Genomic DNA, 24,554 nt, shown 5'->3' on the forward strand with positions numbered 1-24,554 from the left:
ATAAATGGTACTTGAAGCCGATATTAAAGCACAATTAAACCAATATTTGCAATTACTTGAGAATGATATTGTTCTCAAAGTAAGCGCAGGATCTGATAAAGTTTCAACTGACATGCTAGCTCTTACCCAAGAGCTAGCTTCCATGTCATCTAGAATTACTGTTGAAGACGCTAAATTAACGAGAACACCCAGCTTTAGTGTCAATCGCATTGGCGAAGACACGGGCGTCACATTTGCTGGTGTTCCGCTTGGTCACGAATTCACCTCTCTCGTGCTCGCTCTCCTTCAAGTCAGTGGAAGAGCTCCGAAGGTTGAACAGAGCCTCATTGATAAAATTAAGGGAATAAGTGGAGAATTTCACTTTGAAACATTTGTCAGCTTAACTTGCCACAATTGTCCTGATGTTGTTCAAGCTCTTAACGTCATGAGTGTTCTCAATCCTAATATTACGCACACCATGATTGATGGTGCAGCGTTTAAAGAAGAAGCGGAAAGTAAGAATGTGATGGCAGTTCCATCTGTTTTCTTGAATGGTGAATTTTTCAATGGTGGACGTATCTCACTTGAAGAAATCTTGGCTAAAATGGGCAGTGGTTCAGATGCATCTGAACTCTCTGATAAAGATCCATACGATGTTCTTGTTGTTGGCGGAGGGCCATCTGGCGCTAGTGCTGCGATCTATGCTGCACGTAAAGGTATTCGCACCGGTATCGTTGCTGAACGCTTTGGCGGACAGATTCTCGATACATTGAGTATTGAGAACTTTATCAGTGTAAAAGCCACTGATGGCCCTAAACTCGCTGCAAGTCTTGAAGAACATGTGAAGGACTATGATATTGATGTCATGAACCTGCAACGCGCGGCCGGCATTGAAAAGAAAGATCTCTTTGAAGTTGAACTAGAAAATGGCGCTGTACTCAAAAGTAAAAGTGTCATCGTTTCAACTGGTGCACGCTGGCGTAATGTTGGCGTTCCTGGTGAACAAGAGTTCAAAAATAAAGGTGTCGCCTACTGCCCACACTGTGATGGTCCATTATTTGAAGGCAAAGATGTTGCTGTTATTGGTGGCGGTAACTCAGGTATTGAAGCAGCGATTGACCTTGCTGGAATCGTCAAACACGTCACTGTGCTTGAATTTATGCCAGAACTCAAAGCTGACGATGTCCTTCAAAAACGCTTATATAGCCTACCTAACGTCACAGTATTGAAAAACGTTCAAACGAAAGAAATCACAGGTACTGATAAAGTCAATGGCATCAGCTACATTGACCGTGAAACCGGTGAAGAAGGCCACATCGAATTGCAAGGTGTGTTTGTTCAAATCGGACTCGTACCAAATACCGAGTGGCTTGGTGATACGGTTGAACGCGAACGTGGTGAAATCCTCGTTGATAAACGTGGGACAACAAACGTCCCTGGATTATTTGCCGCAGGTGACTGTACAAATAGCCCGTATAAACAAATCATTATTTCAATGGGATCCGGAGCAAATGCCGCACTAGGTGCCTTTGATTATCTTATTCGGAATTAATTAAAAGACAAACTCTTATTTCATTACATTATATTAAGATCGCTATACAAACACGTATAGCGGTCTTTTTTTCATTGAAGTAATAGCAGGAAAATCATTGTAAACAATAGAATACAGTTATCAGAGTTAAAACTAAAGATTGAGAAGGAGTTGTTTGTGTGAGCATCCAATTTAATAAAGTTCAGGATATTCTAGAAAATTACAAAACCAGCACTTATGAGAAAAATGTGGAGAAATTTTTATCTGCTTATGCTTCGGATGTCCATATCTATGACTGCTGGGAAAACTGGGAATATGTCGGAATTGATCGCTGGAGAGAGATGGTAGTGGCTTGGTTTGATGATTTAAACAAAGACAATATACTTCTTAAAACAGACTTTGATGACTTAGCTATTGAAGAAGATTCTCGTCTCGCTTTCATTCATTGTAAGGCAACATTTGCAGCCCACAACCCATCTGGCGAAATCCTTCGTCAGTTATCCAACAGATTCACATTCTGTATAAAAAAAGAAAATGATTCTTGGCTCATAACGCATGAACATTCATCATTGCCTATCAAAATGGAAACAGGTAAAGGAATTTTTGACTGAAGTATAGCCTCCGAACTCCTTATCATTTTTAATGCATATAGGGCTACTCAAAATATAATGATTGGTTACGATTTGATGAATTTCCCCATTAACGTTGTCTTTATGGAACTGTACTGAATATGCGAGCGGTTCTTTTCCTCTATAGGATCAGCATAAGAAATGGGAGACAATACACTCTGCATATACTTGTGCACCGGATGATGATATATCTCCAGCACCGCCAGAGATTAAAATCAATGGACATGTTTTAGAAAAGAGAACGGCTTTATTTACCTAAACATAAATGTTCACGATGTTTTCCGCGTAAACCCAATTCCTTAGCATATACTCATTTTCACAAAAAGCACCATGTGGATTTAGTTATTGGAGATAGAGAATTGGACTTATTACCAGCAAAAGAATTAGGCATCCGAGCGTGCATTTTTCAGGGTAAGAGTGATATAGCTGATTATCATTTAGGGCATTACTCGGATTTTTTTAAAATTGATTTTTCGTGTGCGTAAGTGGTTGAATGATAATAGAGTTAAAGAGTCTAGATATTTATTTTTTTGTCGCTAAGATGGTTTAATTCTTAGTGTACTAATAGAGATATTACTTTAATAAATATTGACCATACAAAAAAAATTTTAAAAAAAACCTCCAATCCAAGATGAATCAAAGGTTTTGATAAAAATATCTCTTAATCTTTTTGATTAGACGCCGCTACTTCTACATCAGTCCATGGCTTATCGCTTAATCCCAGTGACTGTGCTGTTGACGCATGAATAACTTTGAACATATCTGGATTTTCTACGAGCGACTGGCCATAAGAAGGAATCATGTCTTTTATTTTCGGTTCCCACGCTTTCATATGTTGAGGAAAGCATTTCTCTAATACTTCCAACATCACGTGAACAGCAGTGGATGCCCCTGGAGAAGCGCCAAGCAAGGCAGCGATCGAGCCATCCGCGCTACTAATCACTTCCGTACCAAATTGAAGGGTTCCTTTCCCGCCTGCTTCAGTATCTTTAATCACTTGCACCCGTTGTCCCGCGACCACCATATCCCAATCCTCACTCTTGGCGTTCGGGATAAACTCGCGTAAAGCTTCCATGCGCTTTTCATTCGACAACAACACTTGTTGGATCAGGTATTTAGTCAATGCCATCTCCTTAGCGCCTGCTGCGAGCATCGTGAGAAGGTTATTCGGTTTAATCGAACCTAACAAATCAAAATTCGAACCCGTTTTCAAGAACTTAGGTGAAAAGCCCGCAAACGGTCCAAACAGCAGTGTTTGTTTGCCTTCGATATATCTTGTATCTAGATGTGGAACAGACATAGGAGGCGCGCCAACCTTAGCTTTACCGTACACTTTGGCATGATGCTGCTGTGCAACTTCAGGATTGTGACAGACCATAAATAGTCCGCTCACCGGGAACCCGCCAATATGTTTTGACTCAGGAATGCCCGTTTTTTGCAGTAAAGGTAAACTTCCACCCCCACCACCGATAAAGACGAACCTTGCTGTATGGGTCTCGATTTGACCGCTATTGATATCCTTTACTTTTACTTTCCAAGTGCCGTTCACTGTACGTTTAATATCTTTTACACTGTGCTTATAATTTATCTTAACACATTGCCTCTTTAATTGGTTAAACAAAAGGCGTGTTAAAGCCCCAAAATTGACATCTGTACCCGATTCAATTCTTGTTGCTGCGATAGGTTCATCCAATGTACGGCATTCCATAATTAGCGGAATCCATTCCTTCAGTTTTTCAGGGCTATCTGAAAATGCCATTCCTTCAAACAATGGATTGTTCGATAACGCCTCGAAACGCTTTTTCAAAAATGAAACATTTTTCTCCCCTTGTACAAAACTCATATGAGGGATTGGTTTAATAAAGTCCTCTGGTTCACCAATCAAATGCCTATTAACAAGATATGACCAATACTGCTTCGAAAGCTGAAACTGTTCATTAATTTTAATCGCTTTACGAATATCTATTGATCCATCTTCTCTTTCAGGTGTATAGTTAAGCTCACACAAGGCCGAATGCCCCGTGCCCGCATTATTCCATTCATTAGAGCTTTCTTCTCCTGCCTTCGCAAGTTTCTCAAATACTTTGATTTCCCATTCAGGTGCTAACTGCTTCAACAAAGATCCCAAAGTCGCACTCATGATCCCAGCACCAATTAAAATAACGTCTGTGTCTCTCTGATTATCGCTCATTATACCCTTCCTTACCCCATATTTATAAAAAAAGATGAGGAATCACCTTTTCTAGCTCAATGTATTATAAGTCTATTATAATGATGTATAGATTAAAATATCTAGTATTATCTGAGAATTAGAGATTGTTTGAGGTTGGTAAAAGGTGGGATAACTCTATAAACAAGTATAATTTTAAAACTAAATTTGAGTAGCAACTGTATAAAACAAACAAGTGGCAGTATAAATATCAATGATTGGATCTTGAATTCTAATGACAATCTTTCTTGGTGGCACAAGAGTGATTGTCTGAACGTCCTGTATCTTAATCTTTCTACTCCCGATATCATGTTTTATTAAAAAGATTCTATTATTACATGTATATTCATATCTCAGGTTTGTTTTGATTTTCGTTACACTCTTTAATATGTTGCAATCCTGGTTGGTTTTAATTTTCCATACATCTCTGAACCAATTTGACTGATGAAAGGATTGAATGACTAAATTTGACGAGCTATCATAGACTTTTAAGTTAAAATAAAAATGACCAATCAATAAATCAATTAAAAACTGAAACTTATTTTTATAATATCGTTGCCATTCTCCTATTTTTTCTCCGTCTGAATTATGTATAGTATATTTCTTCGTTGATTGTTTTAATAGCGGCAAATTGAGATAGTACTCCTTCAAAAGACAACTCCCCATCCTAATTTTTATCGTTGAGCTTTGAAGGTTTGTTTAGTTCTTATTTTACATTTTTTATACAAGTCTACTCTAAAAGTCACTAAAGCGAAGATAGGATAATTGTGAAAATAGCAATGGAGGTATAAAAATGGGTCAAGCAATTTCGATTTTCATTATGGATGTTACCAAGTCTTCATCAAAAAAAATCGGAATGAAGTCACGCAATATTTACAATTCTGGAAAAAACAATTGAAAATTGGTGCAAAAATACACTGGTAGCAAAAGTGTCACATCGACATGGAGATGAAATATTGTTTGTTGCACAACACTATTTTACGGCTTATAGATTGCCTTTCAAATCAGTCAACATTGGGGGATTCCTTAACAACAACCTATTTTGGAATATCTTATGGTTCTATTGATGAGAATATTGATATCTTGGACATTGAAATTTGGAACCACCCATTAATAAAAAAGGCATGAGATCAAAGTGAAAAAATTAAGAAAAGTAAAAATAGAAAAACCTCTATGTTATTGCAGACTTTGCGGAATCGAAAGCACTCATTAATACTTCCCCCTTCACTTCGCCCAATAACATTTTTTCCCATTTTAATATACTATATCATTCCTCCATTTACCTATTCGGCTTTTATTTACAGTGCTCGCACATATTCATAAACCTTTGATAGCCATTGCTCTCTCTTATTTTTCGTACTCGTTCTGACACCCCAAAATACGAGTCGCTTAATTTTTCTGACGCCACAGAATCCTAAGACCGCACGCTTGATCCATTTCCATTCTAATTTTCCGCCTAAAGTATTAGCAAATAGTTTAGGTGCATCCTGAGTATAGATAATGGTTGCAGTCATATTTTTAAGTAACCCTTTAGGGATATTGCCTTGATAGGTATAGGCGAAATCAGAGGCAAAGACGCGATCAAAAAATCCTTTTAATATGGCCGGTGCACCAGACCACCAAACGGGGAAGATGAAAATCATATGATCTGCCTGCTGAACTTTCTCTCTATACTCCGCTGTTTCTGGATCATTTTTCATATCTCTACGTTTGATTTTATCATTAAATATTAGCACAGGATTAAATTGATCTTCATATAAATCAATGATAGTATGCGAATGAGCCGATTCTTCAAGCCCTCTCAGCACACTTTGCAACGTTGCATAACTTAAACTCTGCTTATTTGGATGCGCGTACACGATTAGAATATTCATCCTTTGCTCTCCCTATTGATAAAGTACTGTCCACAACGAATTATATCCCACTTAAGGCATTAGAAGAAGATTTTTTTAGCGGAATATTTAGAAATTTTGACCCATGCTATTTAGATTTAAGTTAAACAGATGCCTGTCACTCCCTGAAACTGTCGAATTTTGATATTAATCGAGAATATTTTTTACTAGTCTATCCTTGAACAAGTTGAACCAGTATCGTGTCATGAGAACCACCTATGTTAGTTAGACGGCAGAAAAGGCTAGTGACTCACCTACAATAAATTGTAAGACGAACAAATCGATTCTAAGCATTTACTAAATTTCCCTATCCCCTTCCACTCAATACGTCATACTATTTCCTAATTCTATAAACTTTGGGTGATGACAGGCATTGATATCTAATTGTTCTGCAATTTTCAAACGTGCTTTGCTACATCAAAATATGCAATACAAGTTACTAAACTATTACCCAAAGCATAAATTAAATAAATTGATAATTAAGGGGATTTATATGAATAGTATCAATACACTTTGCCAACAGTTTGGTCAAATCCTAAAAGAAAAGCCAAAAATTAATAACGGGGTTTGTTCTGTAGAAATTAAGCGTAATCTAACGGTTACAATTCAAGGTCGTCCAAGTCGTGGTGAACTTCATGCAGAAGTATCATTTGAGTCCTTGGATCATAATGGTAATGCACTTAATCTTGGTGAAACAGTCATACTCGAAGAAGAAATACCAGCTTTTACAAGCATTTTAATTAGAAATGGTATAATCATCAGTGCACTTCATAATCATTGGTTGTTCACTGAACCAACTATTCTTTATATTCACTTTCAATCTGTTGAGCCACCATTAGATTTTGCTCGTAAAGTAGCAGAAGCATTTAAGGTTCTAAGGTAGTAAATTCACTCCTTCCTTCTTGATCTAGGTGCCTGGCACTTCGACAAAATTCAGCAAACTTCGAGTGGTGACAGGTACTGAAATAAGTATAGTGACATGAGAACCTATGCAGGTTAACTTCTAGAAAAAAATAGTGGTTAACCCGCAAGAAATGGTAAGACGAACAAATTGATTCTATAAAAATTTACTAGAGAGGCCCATCCCTTTCATCAAGCAAATCAAAGATATATGTTTAATTGTTCAATACCATGAAACTGAAAAATACGATAAACCATGACACCGGAAGTAAATTAATCAAGATCGCAAAGCGTTTCTTTTTCAATCGAAACACCCAAGATAAAATGGAACCTACGATTATTGCCACAGGATATAAAGAAATGGCCAAAACGAATGAGACATTAGCTGCATTCACACCACTATCAAAGCTCATAAATGACAATCCCCAAATGACAAACCACGGAAATAAAGAAAGTATATATAAGATTTGGCTAATGATTAAATACGATTTCATTAGTTCCTCCTATCTAAAATTCTGAAGCCTCTCCACATTATCAATATAACTAAATCCATGAAAGTAGTACATTATGTAGATGCCTGGCACAAAACTGTTAATATTAGTGCCCGGCACTTCGACAATCGAATTGGTGCGGTAACTTACATTTTACAGGATCGGACGATTTTTTTTGTACATTTTTTAGAAAAAAAGAAGAGGCTGCCAGAAAGTCAATTTTCACTGATTTTCTGAACAGCCCCTTTTATAGATTCGTATCAAATGAAGCAATATTTTTTCATAAAACCATGGAGAAACTATTATGATGAATCTAACTCAACAAATATTGTTTTATTAAAGTCATTTCATTATAGATTGGTAAAGGAAAGGGAAAACTGGAACCTGTTGATAAAAACAGTGATTCCTATCAAATTCAAGTCAATTTTTTTCTTTATCAAGAATTGCATTCGTTTCAACATGACAACGAAATACAGGATACTAATGACTTCTTTTTCGACTAAACTTAACTTTTAGACCACGCTTGACAACTTGAAAGAACGTCAGCGATCTCACCATTCGTTCCGGTTTAACGTATTTTCGTATCGCACGCAAAACGCTCTTCGGATGCTTAGAAGAGAAAGAGTAAGTTCCATTTTTCTTCGTTCGTATGGCATAGCGAGGAATCCACTTTCCCTTGAACATCACTGAAGCAATAACATATTCAACTTCTTCCCAAGGAATTTGGATATATTTTCGAGCATCCCGGGCATTATAAAACTCAAACCCTTTGTCACCAATCATGATTTTGCCGTACTCAGTTAGTCCAATGAAAGAAGTGCTATCCGTTACAAAATCGACTTTTGTGTTAATTGATTGAACCATTTTTTTGCTCCATCCCCCTTCGCTTCATTTATTTATTATACTTTTGTCATTAATTCGTCTATATTGATCAAGTATTCACGAACGATACATGTCTAAAATCTTCACTATTACATTAAGTGAATTAAGTGGAAAACAACACCAATCACGAATAAACCAAGAATAATAACGATTGGAGAAACTTTCTTCTTAAGCAACCACATGCAAAGAATTGTTAACGCCAAGGCAGCTAGACCAGGAATTAAACTATCTAAGTTATTTTGTAAAGTCGTAATTTTGTGATCTCCCAATGAAAGACCAGCAACTTGCTGTTCCAGCGCTTCCTTAATTCCCTGTGCCCCGGTAGGTAATTTATCCCATTCAATATAAGCACCTTTGTCAAGTTTAACTGAAGATACAATTGGAGTGAATTTTACAGATACCCAGCGGTTAACTAATGCACCAAGGATGAACATACCGAGGATTGATGCCCCTTTGGTAATATCTTGAAGTAATCCACCAGATAAGTCGTCTGTAATTTTAGAACCTGCTTTGTAACCAAATTCTTGCGTATACCACATGAATACCATGCGAATAATATTCCATCCAAAGAAATAAATAATTGGTCCAATTATGTTACCGGTCATCGCGAGAGAAGCCGCTAGTGCACCAAGGATTGGTTTAACCGTGAACCAGAACACTGGATCACCGATACCTGCTAAAGGCCCCATCATACCAATCTTAACCCCTTGAATGGCGACGTCATCAACCGGTGCGCCATTTGCACGCTCTTCTTCAAGTGCTAAAGTGACACCAATAATCGGTGAAGCTACATACGGGTGAGTATTAAAGAATTCTAAGTGACGTTTGAGCGCTGCAGCACGGTCTTCCTTAGAAGTGTATAATTTTTTGATTGCGGGAATCATTGCATATGCCCAACCACCGTTTTGCATACGTTCATAGTTCCAAGATCCTTGAAGGAAAGTTGAGCGCCACCAAACAGAAAGTCGATTTTTTTTGGATAATTTCAATTCTTGTACCATTTATATCCGCCTCCTTCTTAGTAATTATCAATAATATCGCCTAGTGGATCTCCAGTGTTTGAGTTTCCACCATTTCCTGAACCGCCTCTTTTGGAAAGCGCGATATAGATAAGTGCAAGAGCTACACCGATAGCACCAAGACCGATAAGGGTGATTTGTGAAACTGTCGCTAAGACGAAACCAATTGCAAAGAATGGCCATACTTCTTTTGTCGCCATCATGTTAATAACCATTGCATAACCAACGGCTACGACCATGCCTCCGCCGATGGCTAAACCTTCTGTCAACCAAGTCGGCATTGAAACAAGTAAGCCTCTCACCGGACCCGCACCAATCGCTAAAATCAATGCAGCTGGGAGTGCAATACGTACCCCTTGCATACAGATCGCGATGATGTGCCATAATTCAACCTTTCTGAAGTTTCCTTCTTTAGCTGCAGCATCCATAAAGTGTACAAACGCTGTTGCAATCGTCCGGCAGATGATTGTTAATAATAAACCCGCAACAGCAAGTGGAACGGCAATCGCGATTGCTGAAGATACACCCGCACTACCTTGGCCGCCAAGAACTAAAATAATGGCAGATGCAATGGATGCCAGTGCAGCATCGGGTGCTACAGCAGCACCGATATTTGCCCAACCAAGAGCAATCATTTGAAGCGTACCACCCAAGATAAGACATGGTACGAGGTTTCCTGTAACTAAGCCGATTAACGTACAAGCGATGACCGGTTGGTGGAAGTGAAATTCATCCAAAATCCCTTCCATACCAGCTAGAAATGCGACGATAACGACTAATATTATTTGAATAATGTTCAAATCCATAATGATTTACCTCCGTTTCTTCTGATGATTAATATTGTCTTAGTCTGTTTAACTCATCTTGAGATTTCTTGAGAATTTCGTTCATGTCACCTTTTGAATCATTTGGAACTTTTCGTACATCGAAGTCCAAACCAGCTTCTTTTAGCTTAATGAAAGTATCTATATCTTCCTGGCTAAAGGCTAACACCTTGTTTGGTTGAACTTTACCAGGTGAATGTGCCATAGAGCCAACATTGATTGTCTTCAATGGAACCCCACCTTCAACTACTTTCAGAGCATCTTGCGGATTTTCGAAAAGAAGTAATGCGCGTTGACCGCCAAAGTGTTGGTCATCTTTCGCAAGTTTGATCATTTGGTCAACAGGAACAACATGCGCTTTAACGCCTGGAGGAGCAGCTTGTTGGATCAATTTCTTACGAAGTTCATCCTTTGTTACCGCATCAGATACAACGATGATACGTGTAGGTTGTGTAGCTTTTGTCCAAGCAGTCGCTACTTGACCGTGAAGTAGGCGAGAGTCAATACGTGCTAACACGTACTTAAACTTACCAGGAGTTCCTGTATTTGATCGAGAAGGAGCTGGGGCAGTTGCTTTCGCTATCTCTAATTCTTCTGGTCTTATTTTGATCCCTTCTCTAGCTGTGCCTATAATATGCGTAGCAATTTCACGCGCTGTGTTCATTGATAAGCGTGAAGCATACGCTTCAATCAACATCGGTAAATTCAAACCAGAAACAACTGCCCATTTATCTTTGTACTCTTCAAACAAGCTGTTAGCCTGATTGAAAGGTGTCCCACCCCAAAGATCAACTAAGAATAGCACTTCTTCTTGATCGCCAAATGAGGCAATAGCTTCTTTCATTTTTGCCTTAATGTCATTGGGGCCTTCGTTTGGCATTAAGGTAACAGCTTTGACATTCTCCTGATCTCCAAAAATCATTGAGCCGGACTGGAGAATGCCTTCAGCAAAATCGCCGTGGCTTGCTAAAATAATACCTACCATTATTTAATACCTCCTATGATAAATATTTTTACTTTAGTAAATGACTAAAGCACTTAGGAATGTTATCGCTTTCAAAAAAATCGAAATAACATACTGTATAAATTGCTGTACTGAAACACATCTCATCCCCCTGCATGATGATTAAGGGAGGTTTACAGTAAAGTATAGTAGAAAATATAGGAATTATTACACCAAACTCTTGTCGGAAAATGACTTCCAAAGATTTTTTGACCTTTCATTGGAAACCTTGCGGACACCCAGCTTAATACCACGATCATGAAACCACTTGAAAACCTCCACATCGACTGCATTAACTACTATCGGATCGGTAATCATTATCCGCGTAACGTCAAAACTCATAGCACCAATATTGATAGAATCCATCTTTATACCACCTTCGACAATACACCTTGCATCAACAGGGTCCTCAACCAGAATCATAGCTTTTAAAACACCAAAACGCGGACCATGATATAGCCTTATCATTTTCTCCACCGTGATGACATTCGCTTTAATTCGAAAAGGTGCAGCTTACAGCAGTAGCACCCGTAAAAGCCCCCTTGACGTAACCAAACAGATGCGACATCAATAACTGCGGATTGTGTGCGTAATCCGTACATTTGATATGGTAAATCGTAAATCCCTTTTTGGAGATGATCTTCCTATCCAATCCAAAATCATTTCCCTAAATTCAAATATCGAACTAGGTTCAGTCATAATATCTAATCATAGAATTGATTTTTACAATAAAATTATTACGCAAAGGAACAAATATTTATTGTTATTCAATAAATAACCTGTTAAAATCAAAAGAGATTAAATATATCAGTGAGGTGTGTATTATGAAACCAGAAACACTATTTTTAAAGGTAGTTGTTATTCTTTTGGGTTTTCCAGTTCTTGCTTTGTGCATATTTCTGGTACCTGAGTTAGCTAATCTTGCAGCAAAATTATTTCCAAAGGTTGATTATATAAAATATCCCGTTTCTTTGATTTTTTATGTATCAGCATTACCTTTTTACTTTGCTTTATATCAGACTTTCAAACTTTTGCGCTATATTGACAAAAATAAAGCCTTTTCCGAATTGTCCGTTATAGCCTTAAAGAAAATAAAACGCTGCGCCATCACAATCAGCATCTTACATGTTCTAGTCTTGCCGCTCTTCTATCTCTTTGCGGAGAAAGATGATGCCCCGGGTGTCGTTTTTATCGGATTGGTTGTTCCTTTTGCTTCAATGGTGATTGCAGTCTTTGCTGCTGTTCTTCAAAAGCTATTAAAAAAGGCCATTGATATAAAATCAGAAAATGATTTAACGATATGAGGTGAAAACAATGGCAATTATAATCAATATTGATGTGATGTTAGCTAAAAGGAAAATGAGCGTAACAGAACTTTCAGAGAGGGTTGGTATCACGATGGCAAATCTTTCTATATTGAAAAATGGAAAGGCAAAAGCTATTCGATTAACCACTTTAGACGCTATTTGCAAGGCTTTAGAATGTCAGCCTGGGGATGTTTTAGAATACAAAAGCGACGAGGACAGTCAAAGATAATAATGTTTTGTAAAGGAAAGTTGAACTTCATATGACAATGATTAGGGGAGGTATAAATGTGAGCATGAACAATTCAGTCATTGAAAATATTGAAAACCCCCATGAGCTGGAAAGACTATTTAGAAAAGATCCAAAAGCTTTTAAAAAGTCATTCTCACAAGCTTGGGCGCAAAACCCTGATTCGCAGGTTCTTTCCATTTGGTATGAAAGATTACATTTTAAGGAGACGACAACTACAAAGAAACCATTCTTGCTTCAGAAGGATTTCTTATTCATGGGCATTTTAGCCATTCTGTCCGGGATCAGCACTAGGACCATTTTCCATTTTGTTGAACAGCAAGCCATTGCTCCAATTAACCTTGCTTTCGGCATTCTTCCCTTTATTGCAGCTTATTTTGTCTACAAAAATCGTCCCAAAAAAAACGTTCTTTACACCCTTTTGGTGTTATTCCTAATCTCCGGATTTTATCTTAATATGTTACCATTAAATTATAAAGACAGTATTATCCTTGCTTATTTACACCTTCCCATATTTTTATGGGGATTGACAGGACTTGCATTTACAGGAAATGACTATTCAAATGGTAGCACAAGATTAGCCTATCTTAAATTTAATTTGGAATTTGGCATACTATACGCTAGCATGGCCATTAGCGGCATGCTTTTAGCAGCATTGACCATGCAGTTATTTAGCTTTCTCGGCTTGAATATAGAAGACTTCTATTTTAGAAATATTATTCTATTTGGTGCTGCCGGACTCGCTGTTGTAGCTACCTACCTTGTATCAAACAATCTAAAACTTGCTAAAAATATAACACCCTATTTAGCTAAAATTTTCAGTCCGCTTGTCCTAGCTACATTGTTTGTTTATCTTATAACCGTTATTGGGGTCGGAAAAAATCCATTCCTAGACCGCAATTTCCTTATATCTTTTAATGGAATACTCCTTGGTGTATTGATCGTCACCATATTTTCCATAACTGAAAGTGATACAGACGAGGAAAAGAACATTTCAGATTATATAAACTTTGCCCTCATTGTTCTTGCTCTTATTATTAACAGTGTAGCTTTGTCAGCCATCGTGTTCAGACTATCTTCTTATGGGATAACGCCCAACAGACTGGCTGTTTTAGGCTTAAACATACTTATCTGGGCAAATCTAATTTGGATTATGCTCTCCTATTTGCGCTTTCTGCAAAATAAAACTGGACCGTTTGCCATCCAAAATGCCATTACTAAGTATCTGCCGGTCTATGGACTTTGGGCAGCTTTCGTTACATTTGCATTTCCTTTTATTTTTAGATAGGAAGGTGATATTTATGTAACAATAGCGCCTAATCAGTAATTTTAACAAGCCAATAGTATACAAGTCTTATACATAACTTAGTCTATTGGCTTGGCATATATTTTTAACTGAAACCTCATTTACCTGTGATACGGTTCAGCGAAACTTACCAAATAACATATTTAAATTTGAGAATAAAGTATATATCATAACAGACCACTTATATTGTGGTCTTTTTCAATATAAGTATTTTACGCTTGGGAAGTAAGAGGGTGTTTTATTTGTAATGGAAAATGATTGTAACCATTGGTTCTTACGAATAATACTTCACTTCCATTAAAAATATCACTTTTTGTATGTATCCTTTTATAATCTGGAGTATAATGAAAAACAATTTTCTTTGTATCTTCATAAGTAATTTTTGTAAGAATTTCGTCAATATTAATTTCCTTTTTAGAAAGAATATCAAAAATATCCATTTGTTTACCTTCCTTCTTACAAATTACAATAACATCCTCTTGTTCTAAGTAGTAAATATCATTGTAAAAAACGTATAGACAATAGAACATTAGAATCCCTTGAGTATTTCCCGTTCCAAAATGTTCGGAAACAGGCACTCTTTCAGTTGCAAATTTATAAATAAAATTAATATCCTCTGCATTATTACCATTGAGCTTACGAATACCCGTCCTATCTGAATTACCCGATAAAAAGTCCATTGAAAATTGATACTCATTTACTAATTTAAACCCAAACTTTGGGTAAAAATTTAAAACCGATTGATTAGCAAATAAGTACATAAAATCGTAATTGTCCTTGTATTCATCTAAAACTTTGTTCATTAAACTAGCAGAAAGCCCTCTATTTCGATAATCTGGATGGGTCATTACTGTTCCAATCTGTAATGCCCTTTTTTTCTCACCCTTAATAATTAAATCCAGTACATTGACTGAAACATTTGCAACAACTTTACCTCCATCACTATAAGAAAAAGGAATATAACGGTTACTCCAAAATCCTTTTTGATACCAATCCTCAAAATTTATACCAAAAACCATTGTCGCAAGTTCATTAAAACTTTTTCTAAGATTCTCTTCGTTCTTGTAGTCTTTAATGTAATTCAATTCATTCAAAGTTTTTTCTCCCGTCACAAATAACCATGTCTTTATAAATTCTATCATAATATAGGTGCCTCACACTTCGACAATATTACTATTAGAAATACTTCGTTGGTGTATTATTTTGTGTTGAGATATTTAATCGCATTTAAAACGGAGTGAGAAATCAATAACTCTGTTTTTGTTTATTGAATCCCTTTTGTGCATGGTGTTCCCACAAGAGACTCACAAGCCCCATATGAATCACTAATTATCACCAAAATCCTCCCTGACCTTAGCCTCATAATGTTCTTGGATATACCTTCTTACGAATTGCTCTCGTTTGTCACGGTCTTCTTCCCTGCGGAAGAACCCTATTCTTCTCATTCGTTCTGACTCTGGCTTTTTCCACCAAAGTTCTAAGGCTTCGGCTTCGAGCTTCGACTTCACACGATGTTGTGTGATCATATCTGTCATCCGACGATCCCTTTCTTCCTCTGGGGTAGGAGGTTTAGGTAAGGTCCGTAAAAAGTCTTCTTTTATTAATTGTAATTGAGATGCCGCCGTCTTCCTAAATGCAGCCATAATTTCTTCTTTGATTTGTCTTTTTAATCCTTCTGTATCTATCACTTGTGGATCATTGTTATTGTTTTCATTGATAGGAAAAGGGCGTAAGTCAAACCTGTTTGGTAAATCTGTGAAAATAACATCAAGTGACCATTTCTCATCTCGTTTATCTCGGATATAAAGCGCGATTTGAAGATCCAGTTCATCATACGTCTTTTCTCCAGTTTCGATAGTACGGTTAATATAATGAATCTTCTTTTCTTCCATCCTTTTAAACCAATTGTCAATAGTATTGTAATGTTTCCCGATTTCTTTAGAAAAATCTAGTATTTTCCAATGCACAGTTTGGTCACCCTCCCTAATCACTGGTCCACGGTTCATAAATAATTCCCTTTTTGTGTCTCACTTACAATTAATAGTTCACCAATGATTCACAATAATCCTGCATAAAAAGGTGAAATGACATGAATCATTCAATACAGAACCAGTAATTTTATCTATCACAAATTTTTAAGGGATAGATTGAGAGAAAGATTGATAAATGAGCAAAACAAACGTAAATTTATGGTATAACTAAAATATGATCCTAATCTTTAAAGTCATTAAATCTTCTTTCACTAAAGCGTGTGTTAGTTCAAAAAAAGCGTATCTTTCAGCAAAAAGTCAAAGGGTACATTTTTGTGTGCAGTATTTTTCTTTACTTAACAGGTATAGCGTAAACCTGATACACGGTAGTTTGCTTATACTCTAAAGAACACTTTTTTGTTTTTTTATTTTAAATTATTTGATTGAGTGTTACTTGTGATCACAAAAAGAGTTCGAATAATCGTATAGTGAGGTAATATCTTAAAGTTTGATAAAAATATTGGGTAAAATATTGGTGCCTGGCACTTCGACAATATTCAACAAACTTCGGGTGGTGACAGGTACGCGGAGATAATTTGACCACTTACTCATGATCCCTTAACAGCTCACCACTTGCTGTCTTCCATTCCGCTAATCCATTAGCACTACGACCCATAACTAAAGCTGCAGCAGTTGATGCACTAGAAAAAGTATAATCTTCTACAAGATAACATACACCATCTTCTTTAGTTACTAACAAACCTTTATCAATTAAATCTTTCCTTAAATCTAGATATCCTTGTTGATAAGGATCACTTACCGAACTTGCAAATAATGAACCTTTAAACACCTGAAAACCATCAGAAACAGGAGTACCGATTGCATTTGCTCCTCTAGCCGCATTTATAAAGTACTTTTTATTTAATCGACTATTATTAGATTTACTATTGTTTTTATCCCTATTACCAAACGTATCTGTTACATTAATATCCCATGCTTGCCGCAATAGGCTAATCAATTTCTTTTGTCTTGCTTCGAGAACCTCAGGCGTCCATTCATTTTCTTGAACTACTTGAGTAGTTAACGCAAAAGTCGTAACTCCATTTTTAGGTTGGAAATATGATGTTTTCTTTTTATTAAAATCATAGTTTCGAGCTTGAGAGTTTTTTGATCGAGTTAATAGAACTAAATTACCCAGTTTATGCACATACTCAGATGGATCAGAGAAATTTCTCAACCAATCACTGCCCTCTTTAGGTGTTTGTGGAAGGACGTGCTCAACAGTAATAACGGAATGATCGTAGAAAGGTTGTCCGTTTGTTAGTAATGAATCTAGGCGTAGCAGTACGTATCTCCTTACAGTATCTTTTAACTCTGTATACACGTCGCCATTTAATTTTTCCAAAACAGCCCTTTTGTCATCATCAGATACCATTAATAAAGATTCTTCAGAAAAAACATCGACTCCTTTTTCCATTTGTCTTAGTATCTGTGAGTACTTGGACATTCGCCAATTGAAGTTTTTCCGAAGCACCATGCTGATACCCGCAAATTGTTCTAGTAAACTTAAAAATTCTTCCAGGTTTTCGTTATATTCACGAATGTAAAACATTGCCACAGGAATCCAGTCATTGTTATCAATCCGATTAAGCAAGCTTAATACTTTTATTATCTTTGGCTGATAACTGTAAAAAGATCTAAAATCAACGAGTTTTAGATAAATTTCACTATACGGAATTAATATATCATCAATGAAGTATTTCCCGGTTACTTTAGAGAAGATATCCTCGTATTCATCTTTATAATTTGCACTACCTTTTCTTTTTTGGATTATCATCCTTATATGATCAAACAACTTATTGAATCTATCCCGACCTAATGATACTTCTACATCTTCCCACTTATTTGTGTAAAAGTCTTGTTCATTTTCAGAGATTGCTCCTATTACACGTGCTTTAAAAATATCACTTGGAAGCAAATCCAACCCTCTGTCATTTAAAACAGTAAATATGCGAAAAGCTGAATCAAAATTGGGGGTAGAAACTACAACAATAAAACACAAAGTTGCTAATACTAATGGAAGTGTTTTTATTGTGTCTTCATCTAATTCATTTAAGCGCTCCATAAAATACAATGCATTATCTCGACTAGCTTTTTGGCTATCCGTCTTGAAAGGAGTGTCTTTTGTTACCTTGTGTGTCATTCCTTTTTCTTGTATGTACTTTTTTAGGAACTCATCATCTCTTTTACGTAAATGTAATCGATATGTATCCTTTGTACCTAATATCTTACTACCCTTCTGTACCACCATTTGTTCAATATCATCTGCGTAATCATCGCTTAAAATGTCGCGCAGTATAGAAAATAAGATGGTAAGTGTAGTCAATCGCTGCTGGCCATCTAATACCTCAGATTTTGGGCCGTCTTTTTTTACTAAAACAATACTTCCCAAAAAATAAGGTTCGTCAACATTGCTGACATTATTTTCTTTAATACCATAGTGATTAATAAATTCTAATATATCGTCCAGGAGTTCCCCAGCCTCATCTGTTGTCCATGAATAAGGACGTTGAACAGATGGTACAGTGAACAAATAATCATCAGAAAAAACTTTATATAAAGGAGTTTCTTGAGCTGTTAATTTTGTTTTCATAAAACATTCCTCCAATTTCCTTAACAACTATACAACATGTGATTCATTAAATGTGATCGAACCGATTAAATACGGCTCAATTTTAAATTACCAAATACACAATTACATCAAGAAAGATTTCCACTTTTTATGTAGTGATATAGTCTAGTATTTATACTCTTCTCCATTATCATGTTCATGTGAACAACTGGAATTTCTTTATTGTTTTTATCTTTCATTACAGATTGTTCTACGGTTTTTGTATCTGGAGTAGCCTGACCTAAATAGTAAAAATCACTGCCTTCATCATCATCTTTTTTAATAAAAATATGAATATCTGTGTTATTGTCTTTTGCGTTTATTATTTTTTTCACTTCTTCTGATTTTAATGTTCTATTACTTCTTGTATACCATTTTAATATATCTTGATTTAGAAATTCATCACCATAATCTACACTAGATTCAACTTCACCATTTTTATGATATGTCACAAATATAGGACATGTCTGGTATTTAACCTTATAACCATACATAGTAGAGCTTTCGTCTTTATCCCAATTTAACAGTCTACAGGCATCTTTTCTCGTATATTTTCGATACAATGTAAGCGACTGATCAATTTGATAATACTTATTTTTTTCTTTTGCACTTTGAACAATATCTTTGATCATATGTTTGAAGTACTCATGGGTATTTAAACTTTCGACTATTGATTCATTAAATCTTAATTTATTGTTTTTATCTAGGATAACAATAGGCTTGTCCCCATATTTTTTCTTGTAAGCTTGGGTAAAGAATGACAAGTCAAAAATTCGTTGTACGGATGACAACGTTTTTTTATCTATCTTGCAATTTGCTTCCATTAATTGATTTATATAATCATCATAGTTAATTTGTTTATTATTCAGTAACAGATCTAATAAAATAACCTCGTGTTGTCGTTTCCCATTCAAAATTTCTAAACTAAACATAGTTAAAACTTTATCTTCATACGCTGTTATTGATGGAATTTCTTCTTTTACTTTTAATAAAAATTGATAGTAGTTTGAATACTTATTAGTGATGACAGTTGGATCGATTGAGTGATTTTTTATAAAATCGTATAAATATGGAATCCGGCCAATTCTATTTTTTAATTCAATATAAGCTTCTCTTAATATTCTTAACTCGGTTAAATTGCTGCTATTAATAGATTTATAGATACGATCTTTAGCTATTTCTTCAAAATTTATTGTTGATAAACCCTTAATGTAACCCGAGTCATTCATATATCTACGAATATTATCTTTGTTTAGCGATTGATCTCCTGAAAGAGCAACAGGAATTAAATAGTTTTTCTTATAATTACCGATAAAATCAATAATTGTAACATATTCCTTGGATTCGTGTTTACGCAGTCCTCGCCCTAACTGTTGAATGAAAACAATGCTTGATTGTGTTTGTCTCAACATAACAACTTGATTTATACAAGGAATATCGATACCTTCGTTAAATATATCCACAGTTAGGATATAATCTAAGCTCCCATTTTCTAATCGATTGACTTGCCTTAATCTTTCTTCTTGTGAGTTATCTCCTGTTAATGCTACTGTTCTATACCCCTTCTCATTCAAAGCACTTGATAGTTTTTGTGCTTCTTCCTTCCTACTACAAAAAATGAGTCCTTTAACTTTATCACCACAAAAACCATAGTAATCTATCTTATCTATTAAATGATCAACCCGTTCTTCGGTCACAAGTTTAGACAATATTGTAGTGTCATCAATAGCTTGACCGTTCAATTCTAAGTCTGTAACCCCATAGTAGTGAAATGGACACAGCATATCTTCCTCAAGAGCTTCCTGTAATCGAATTTCATATGCCACATTGTAATTAAATAATTCATAGATATTAAAATCATCTGATCGTTCAGGTGTTGCTGTCATTCCCATTAAAAACTTTGGTTTAAAATATTTAATCACTTTTTGATATGATTCTGCACCAGCTTTATGTACTTCATCAATTAAAATATAGTCAAAATCTTGGGGATCAAATTGTTGCATGGTTTCTGCTTTCGAAATGGATTGAATTGTGGCAAATAAATATTTTGCTTCTAAATCTCTATAAGAGCCTGACAAGATACCAAAATTTTTACTTGGTCCTCCCAGAACTTTATAATAATCTGACTTTGCTTTATGTAAGATTTGCTCTCTATGCGCAATAAATAACAACCTTTTGGGTTTAAAACTTCTCACGTCAAATGCTGATAAATATGTTTTTCCTGTCCCTGTTGCCGAAATAATTAATGCTCTATCTTTACCTGTCTCACGAACGGATTGAATCTCTTGTAATGCCGCTTGTTGCATTTTATTAGGAACAATCTTGAACGTTTCTTTAATTGAATTGGTTTGATAATTAGTTGGAAAATCAGCAACTTGATTTTCTGATCTATTATTTATTGTCTGAACAAAGTTTTTTTCATAATTTGATATCCAATCATTAGTTAAAGGCTGCGCTTCTTTCCAAACTTCATCAAATTGGTTCTTAAAGTGATGAATGATTTCCCCATTTTCGAGTGAAGTTAACTTAACATTCCATTCATAATTTACTTTCAATGCTTGAGCGGTTAAATTCGAACTTCCAACAATTAAAGAATAATGTGTTTGATTGTTAAATATATACCCCTTAGAATGAAAGCCTTCTAGATTTGTTAATCTTACTTCAACATTTGTAATTTTGAGAAGTTCTTTAAATACTTTTGGTTGATTAAAGCTCAAAAATGTTGATGTTAATATTTTCCCGCTAATTCCTTTGTTTTTTAAGTCATGAAGGTGAGACTTTAGAGTTGCTAAACCACTCTCTGTTATAAATGCTACTGAAAACATAAAAGAACTACAGTGATCTAACTCTTCTAATAAGGAATGAAGCACATTTTCACTTTTTCTCTTATTGTTTATTAGTAACTTAGGCTTATAACTACCCTGTTTATTAGCGTTTTGATCAATAAATCCTTTATGTAATGATGCTTCTAAATTTTGAACAAAATTTTCCATAGTTACCACCAATCATTTGCAATATTTAAGAATAATTTTAATATTCTAAAGCCATTAGATCAATATCTTTCCAAAAATAAAAAGCTACTCATATATAGACATGAATAGCTTGTATAAGATCATTACACATTCGTTTTAAATAACTTTTCAATAGTAGGAATATCAGCGGCAGCCCAGTCTAACGATTTAAGTTCATTTGGCAATAGCCATTTAATGGCGGCATGCTCTGTTAATACAGGTTCCCCATCAATAAGTTTACAGAAAAAAGTTGTTAAATGAACAATACCAAAATCATACTCATAAACAGTTTGTTCAATTTGATCACCAATTTCTACTTTACATTGCATTTCTTCTACTATTTCACGTTGTAATGCTTCTTGTGGGGTCTCTCCTGATTCAATTTTCCCACCTGGAAACTCCCATTTATTAGCTAATGACTTTGAAGGTCCTCTTTGTGCACAAAGAATTTTACCTTTTTCTATGATGACTGCTCCCACAACGTAAATATTATTCTTCATTATTTTCTCCTATTTTCGATATTTGTTACTTTCTTTAATTTTTATTATACAATACAATCAATTTTGTTAGATAACTTTTAGAGTTTGAGCATTCTAGCTTATAACTTGATTATAATTCTGTTCTTGCTTGTCTGTACTTATGATGCGGTTCATCCCATCACATCTAAATGAGGTTTTTCATTATCGAAAGCTAACCCTTGATAATCAATTTTAACCAAAATGAAAATAAATATATGCATTATGATTGAAAAATGGGTTATATCTACTTCCTCAGAATTAATATTATAGTGAGCTAGTCTATTTCTTAAATTCATTCCATATTCCTTATTGGTTAAAAAATACTCGATTGTTTCGAGCTCTTCCTTTGAAAAAAGAAGTCTTAGCTTATTTATTTCTGGGCTAGAAGTAAAGTTAAGCATTTCACCTAAAGTAAAGCTAGCTTCCTTAAAAATTCCCGCTACATCATAAGTTAACTTTAAATACAATTCACGTAGAATTCTTTCTATTAAAAGGGTCATGTAAAGGGATGCTAAGAAATATTCTTGGTCATTGAATAATTTTTTGATTTTTGTTAAATCATCCTTTAAAAAGGCAGATAAACCAGTAAAATCCTGTATTTCTTCTGCATATATAATTAACTCCTCCCAAAAGGAATCTTTATATGTTGCCATTAAATACATTGTATTTACAACCATCTGCATTTTAAACTGATTAAATTTTAACGAGAACGATGCTTTTCCATATTTCTCATGATTTATTCCATTCATATAAGAAATAAAATCCAATAGACCCTTCTCTTCACTCTCGTACTGCATAAGCTGATATAAAGGAAAAAATTCCATATAAGTGAGATAATAAAACTTTTCTTTAAAATTTCTACAAACCGATTCTAAATCAGAATACTCTTTTGAGGTAGCTTCAATTTGAAGTCTGTTATTCTGGAGTGAATCGTCTAGAATTTTTTCAGCTGATTCGAGTCTTTTTTTAATTTTAATTTCCCCATGAAGCCCTAAAATACGACTCCCTAAAATGTCCTTCATTAATTTCACTTGTCCAATATTGCTAGCATTTATAAATTCCTTTGATTCTAAGAACAGAACTATCTCTTCTAGAAACTTTAAATATATCTCTTTAAATGCATTTTTAATTCGAATTGAAATTTCAATTTGTTTTTCATATGCCCTTAATTTCAAAGGGAAGAGAATTTTATTTATTAATTTACTTTTTAATTCTGTACTATGAATTACCTTATATAAATCATCAAATTTATACATCATCAAAAAGTCATCAGCAGTCTCAATTATCTCATTCCATACTTTAATTCCACCAGTATAGGCAATACATAATTTTAGTGTTTCACTTTTTATATCATAATCAGCATCTGTAAATATTTTTATTGAGTGGATATTAATAAATTTTATTATCTTTCTTTTTATTAATTCTGCTTCAATATCCTGATTATCAAGTAAGCAATAAAATTTCTTTAGTACAACTTTGGATTCTTCACTGTTTAAAAACTGAATATAGTCTTGATACTCTAAAATCGCCTTAATTTTTAGTAACAATTCATAGTCCCTTATTGAGGTTGCTTCCTTTTGTCCAACTGATATTATTAAATCCACGAGTTGGTTATTTTCCTTCTCTAAGTCTTCCAATAGTTGTTTAATATGAAAACCTGTTGCTAAATCGTTGATACCATAATTTGTAACAGAATAATTATCAAGCACAAAGTCACCAACTCTCAAAGTTATAGGAAACGTATGTTCTATTATAGAATACCATTCCATTTTTTGATTTTCTAGAGTATAGCATAAAAGAGCAGGTTCAAATTGAACCTGCTACTCTTATTTGATATTAAGGTTGATAGTTCACTCGAAAATAAGTTAAGCTCTTAATATCTTTTCCGTTTAACTGAAACCTCCCACAAGCCCATGCGTCGGGTCTTTCCATAAAAACTTTATATGCTATTAGTCCGAAGAAAAGTGCTGCCTGAGTTTGATTCCTTCCACAAGCATGATAAATTGGCTCAAAAACTGTTCCCATCCATAGATAGGTGCCTTGCACTTCGACAAGCACGGCGAACATTGGTTCAAGAGCGAACAGCTACTCAAAACCTTATTCGGATGCACTTAGATCATGTCTTTAGAGAATTTCAAGGGAAAAGTGTGTGGGAGAATGGTAAA

At 35.1% G+C, this 24,554-nt stretch carries 21 protein-coding genes and 2 pseudogenes; 7 read left to right on the top strand and 16 right to left on the bottom strand.

Going from position 1 to position 24,554, the window contains the following annotated elements; genetic code table 11:
• Positions 1 to 4 precede the first annotated feature (4 nt).
• The 3 genes and pseudogenes from ahpF to FG390_RS14720 form a co-directional block, all read left to right on the top strand.
• The gene (ahpF, locus tag FG390_RS14710; RefSeq protein ID WP_141191795.1) at positions 5 to 1,531 is read left to right on the top strand and encodes an alkyl hydroperoxide reductase subunit F; all 1,527 of its coding nucleotides are present in this window, start codon (positions 5 to 7) and stop codon (positions 1,529 to 1,531) included.
• Positions 1,532 to 1,689: 158 nt separating this feature from the next.
• Positions 1,690 to 2,121 carry a YybH family protein gene (locus FG390_RS14715; RefSeq protein ID WP_141191796.1) on the top strand — a complete coding sequence of 144 codons (432 nt, stop codon included), beginning with the start codon at positions 1,690 to 1,692 and terminating at the stop codon, positions 2,119 to 2,121.
• 296 nt (positions 2,122 to 2,417) lie between these two features.
• Positions 2,418 to 2,624 (top strand): annotated as a pseudogene (locus tag FG390_RS14720) (HAD family hydrolase); the annotation flags it as partial.
• Positions 2,625 to 2,800: 176 nt separating this feature from the next.
• Here FG390_RS14720 and FG390_RS14725 read toward each other — a convergent pair.
• The 3 genes from FG390_RS14725 to FG390_RS14735 form a co-directional block, all read right to left on the bottom strand.
• Positions 2,801 to 4,330 carry a malate:quinone oxidoreductase gene (locus FG390_RS14725; RefSeq protein ID WP_141191797.1) on the bottom strand — a complete coding sequence of 510 codons (1,530 nt, stop codon included), beginning with the start codon at positions 4,328 to 4,330 and terminating at the stop codon, positions 2,801 to 2,803.
• A 180-nt stretch (positions 4,331 to 4,510) separates the two neighbouring features.
• On the bottom strand, positions 4,511 to 4,999 hold the full coding sequence (locus tag FG390_RS14730; RefSeq protein WP_141191798.1) for a tubby C-terminal domain-like protein: 489 nt from the start codon (positions 4,997 to 4,999) through the stop codon (positions 4,511 to 4,513).
• A gap of 647 nt (positions 5,000 to 5,646) precedes the next feature.
• Positions 5,647 to 6,222 carry an NAD(P)H-dependent oxidoreductase gene (locus FG390_RS14735; protein WP_141191799.1) on the bottom strand — a complete coding sequence of 192 codons (576 nt, stop codon included), beginning with the start codon at positions 6,220 to 6,222 and terminating at the stop codon, positions 5,647 to 5,649.
• Between the two features lie 511 nt (positions 6,223 to 6,733).
• Between FG390_RS14735 and FG390_RS14740 the strand changes: the two genes are divergently transcribed.
• Positions 6,734 to 7,123, top strand: a complete 390-nt coding sequence (locus FG390_RS14740) for a DUF1259 domain-containing protein (RefSeq protein WP_141191800.1) — start codon at positions 6,734 to 6,736, stop codon at positions 7,121 to 7,123.
• Between the two features lie 232 nt (positions 7,124 to 7,355).
• On the opposite strand, the gene FG390_RS14745 is transcribed toward FG390_RS14740, so the two are convergent.
• From FG390_RS14745 to FG390_RS14775, 7 genes and pseudogenes are all read right to left on the bottom strand, one after another.
• Positions 7,356 to 7,634: a hypothetical protein gene (locus FG390_RS14745; RefSeq protein ID WP_141191801.1), complete on the bottom strand. Its 279-nt coding sequence runs from the start codon at positions 7,632 to 7,634 to the stop codon at positions 7,356 to 7,358.
• Positions 7,635 to 8,111: 477 nt separating this feature from the next.
• A complete protein-coding gene (locus FG390_RS14750; protein WP_141191802.1) occupies positions 8,112 to 8,495 on the bottom strand; it encodes a DUF956 family protein in 384 nt (127 codons plus the stop codon).
• A 107-nt stretch (positions 8,496 to 8,602) separates the two neighbouring features.
• The gene (locus tag FG390_RS14755) at positions 8,603 to 9,514 is read right to left on the bottom strand and encodes a PTS system mannose/fructose/sorbose family transporter subunit IID (protein ID WP_141191803.1); all 912 of its coding nucleotides are present in this window, start codon (positions 9,512 to 9,514) and stop codon (positions 8,603 to 8,605) included.
• Between the two features lie 17 nt (positions 9,515 to 9,531).
• Positions 9,532 to 10,338, bottom strand: coding sequence for a PTS mannose/fructose/sorbose transporter subunit IIC (locus FG390_RS14760; RefSeq protein WP_141191804.1), 807 nt, complete (start codon positions 10,336 to 10,338; stop codon positions 9,532 to 9,534).
• Positions 10,339 to 10,366: 28 nt separating this feature from the next.
• Entirely contained in the window at positions 10,367 to 11,341 is a 975-nt protein-coding gene (locus FG390_RS14765; RefSeq protein ID WP_141191805.1) for a mannose/fructose/sorbose PTS transporter subunit IIA, read from the bottom strand.
• Between the two features lie 186 nt (positions 11,342 to 11,527).
• Positions 11,528 to 11,860 (bottom strand): annotated as a pseudogene (locus FG390_RS14770) (PTS sugar transporter subunit IIB); the annotation flags it as partial.
• Entirely contained in the window at positions 11,853 to 12,011 is a 159-nt protein-coding gene (locus tag FG390_RS14775) for a sigma 54-interacting transcriptional regulator (protein WP_141191807.1), read from the bottom strand. The gene FG390_RS14775 and the pseudogene FG390_RS14770, both read right to left, overlap by 8 nt.
• A 172-nt stretch (positions 12,012 to 12,183) precedes the next feature.
• Between FG390_RS14775 and FG390_RS14780 the strand changes: the two genes are divergently transcribed.
• From FG390_RS14780 to FG390_RS14790, 3 genes are read left to right on the top strand one after another with little or no spacing between them, the layout of a single operon-like run.
• Positions 12,184 to 12,663 (top strand): DUF2975 domain-containing protein, encoded by a 480-nt coding sequence (locus FG390_RS14780; RefSeq protein ID WP_181406517.1) that lies wholly within the window; start codon positions 12,184 to 12,186, stop codon positions 12,661 to 12,663.
• Positions 12,664 to 12,673: 10 nt separating this feature from the next.
• Positions 12,674 to 12,895 carry a helix-turn-helix domain-containing protein gene (locus tag FG390_RS14785; protein ID WP_141191808.1) on the top strand — a complete coding sequence of 74 codons (222 nt, stop codon included), beginning with the start codon at positions 12,674 to 12,676 and terminating at the stop codon, positions 12,893 to 12,895.
• Positions 12,896 to 12,926: 31 nt separating this feature from the next.
• Positions 12,927 to 14,201: a DUF4153 domain-containing protein gene (locus FG390_RS14790; protein WP_373681557.1), complete on the top strand. Its 1,275-nt coding sequence runs from the start codon at positions 12,927 to 12,929 to the stop codon at positions 14,199 to 14,201.
• Positions 14,202 to 14,431: 230 nt separating this feature from the next.
• Here the strand turns inward: FG390_RS14790 and FG390_RS14795 are convergent, their stop codons facing one another.
• The 6 genes from FG390_RS14795 to FG390_RS14820 all read right to left on the bottom strand — a co-directional run bounded on the left by FG390_RS14795 (position 14,432) and on the right by FG390_RS14820 (position 24,158).
• Positions 14,432 to 15,361, bottom strand: a complete 930-nt coding sequence (locus FG390_RS14795; RefSeq protein WP_258311689.1) for a GNAT family N-acetyltransferase — start codon at positions 15,359 to 15,361, stop codon at positions 14,432 to 14,434.
• A 183-nt stretch (positions 15,362 to 15,544) separates the two neighbouring features.
• Positions 15,545 to 16,225, bottom strand: coding sequence for a MerR family transcriptional regulator (locus FG390_RS14800; RefSeq protein ID WP_141191810.1), 681 nt, complete (start codon positions 16,223 to 16,225; stop codon positions 15,545 to 15,547).
• A 568-nt stretch (positions 16,226 to 16,793) separates the two neighbouring features.
• Positions 16,794 to 18,842: a DUF4357 domain-containing protein gene (locus tag FG390_RS14805; RefSeq protein ID WP_141191811.1), complete on the bottom strand. Its 2,049-nt coding sequence runs from the start codon at positions 18,840 to 18,842 to the stop codon at positions 16,794 to 16,796.
• Positions 18,843 to 18,949: 107 nt separating this feature from the next.
• The gene (locus FG390_RS14810; protein ID WP_141191812.1) at positions 18,950 to 21,853 is read right to left on the bottom strand and encodes a DEAD/DEAH box helicase; all 2,904 of its coding nucleotides are present in this window, start codon (positions 21,851 to 21,853) and stop codon (positions 18,950 to 18,952) included.
• Between the two features lie 122 nt (positions 21,854 to 21,975).
• On the bottom strand, positions 21,976 to 22,371 hold the full coding sequence (locus FG390_RS14815) for a (deoxy)nucleoside triphosphate pyrophosphohydrolase (RefSeq protein WP_141191813.1): 396 nt from the start codon (positions 22,369 to 22,371) through the stop codon (positions 21,976 to 21,978).
• A 149-nt stretch (positions 22,372 to 22,520) separates the two neighbouring features.
• Entirely contained in the window at positions 22,521 to 24,158 is a 1,638-nt protein-coding gene (locus FG390_RS14820; RefSeq protein WP_141191814.1) for a DUF4209 domain-containing protein, read from the bottom strand.
• Positions 24,159 to 24,554 lie beyond the last annotated feature (396 nt).

Source organism: Terrilactibacillus laevilacticus (assembly GCF_006517395.1).
Taxonomy (GTDB): domain Bacteria; phylum Bacillota; class Bacilli; order Bacillales; family Sporolactobacillaceae; genus Terrilactibacillus; species Terrilactibacillus laevilacticus.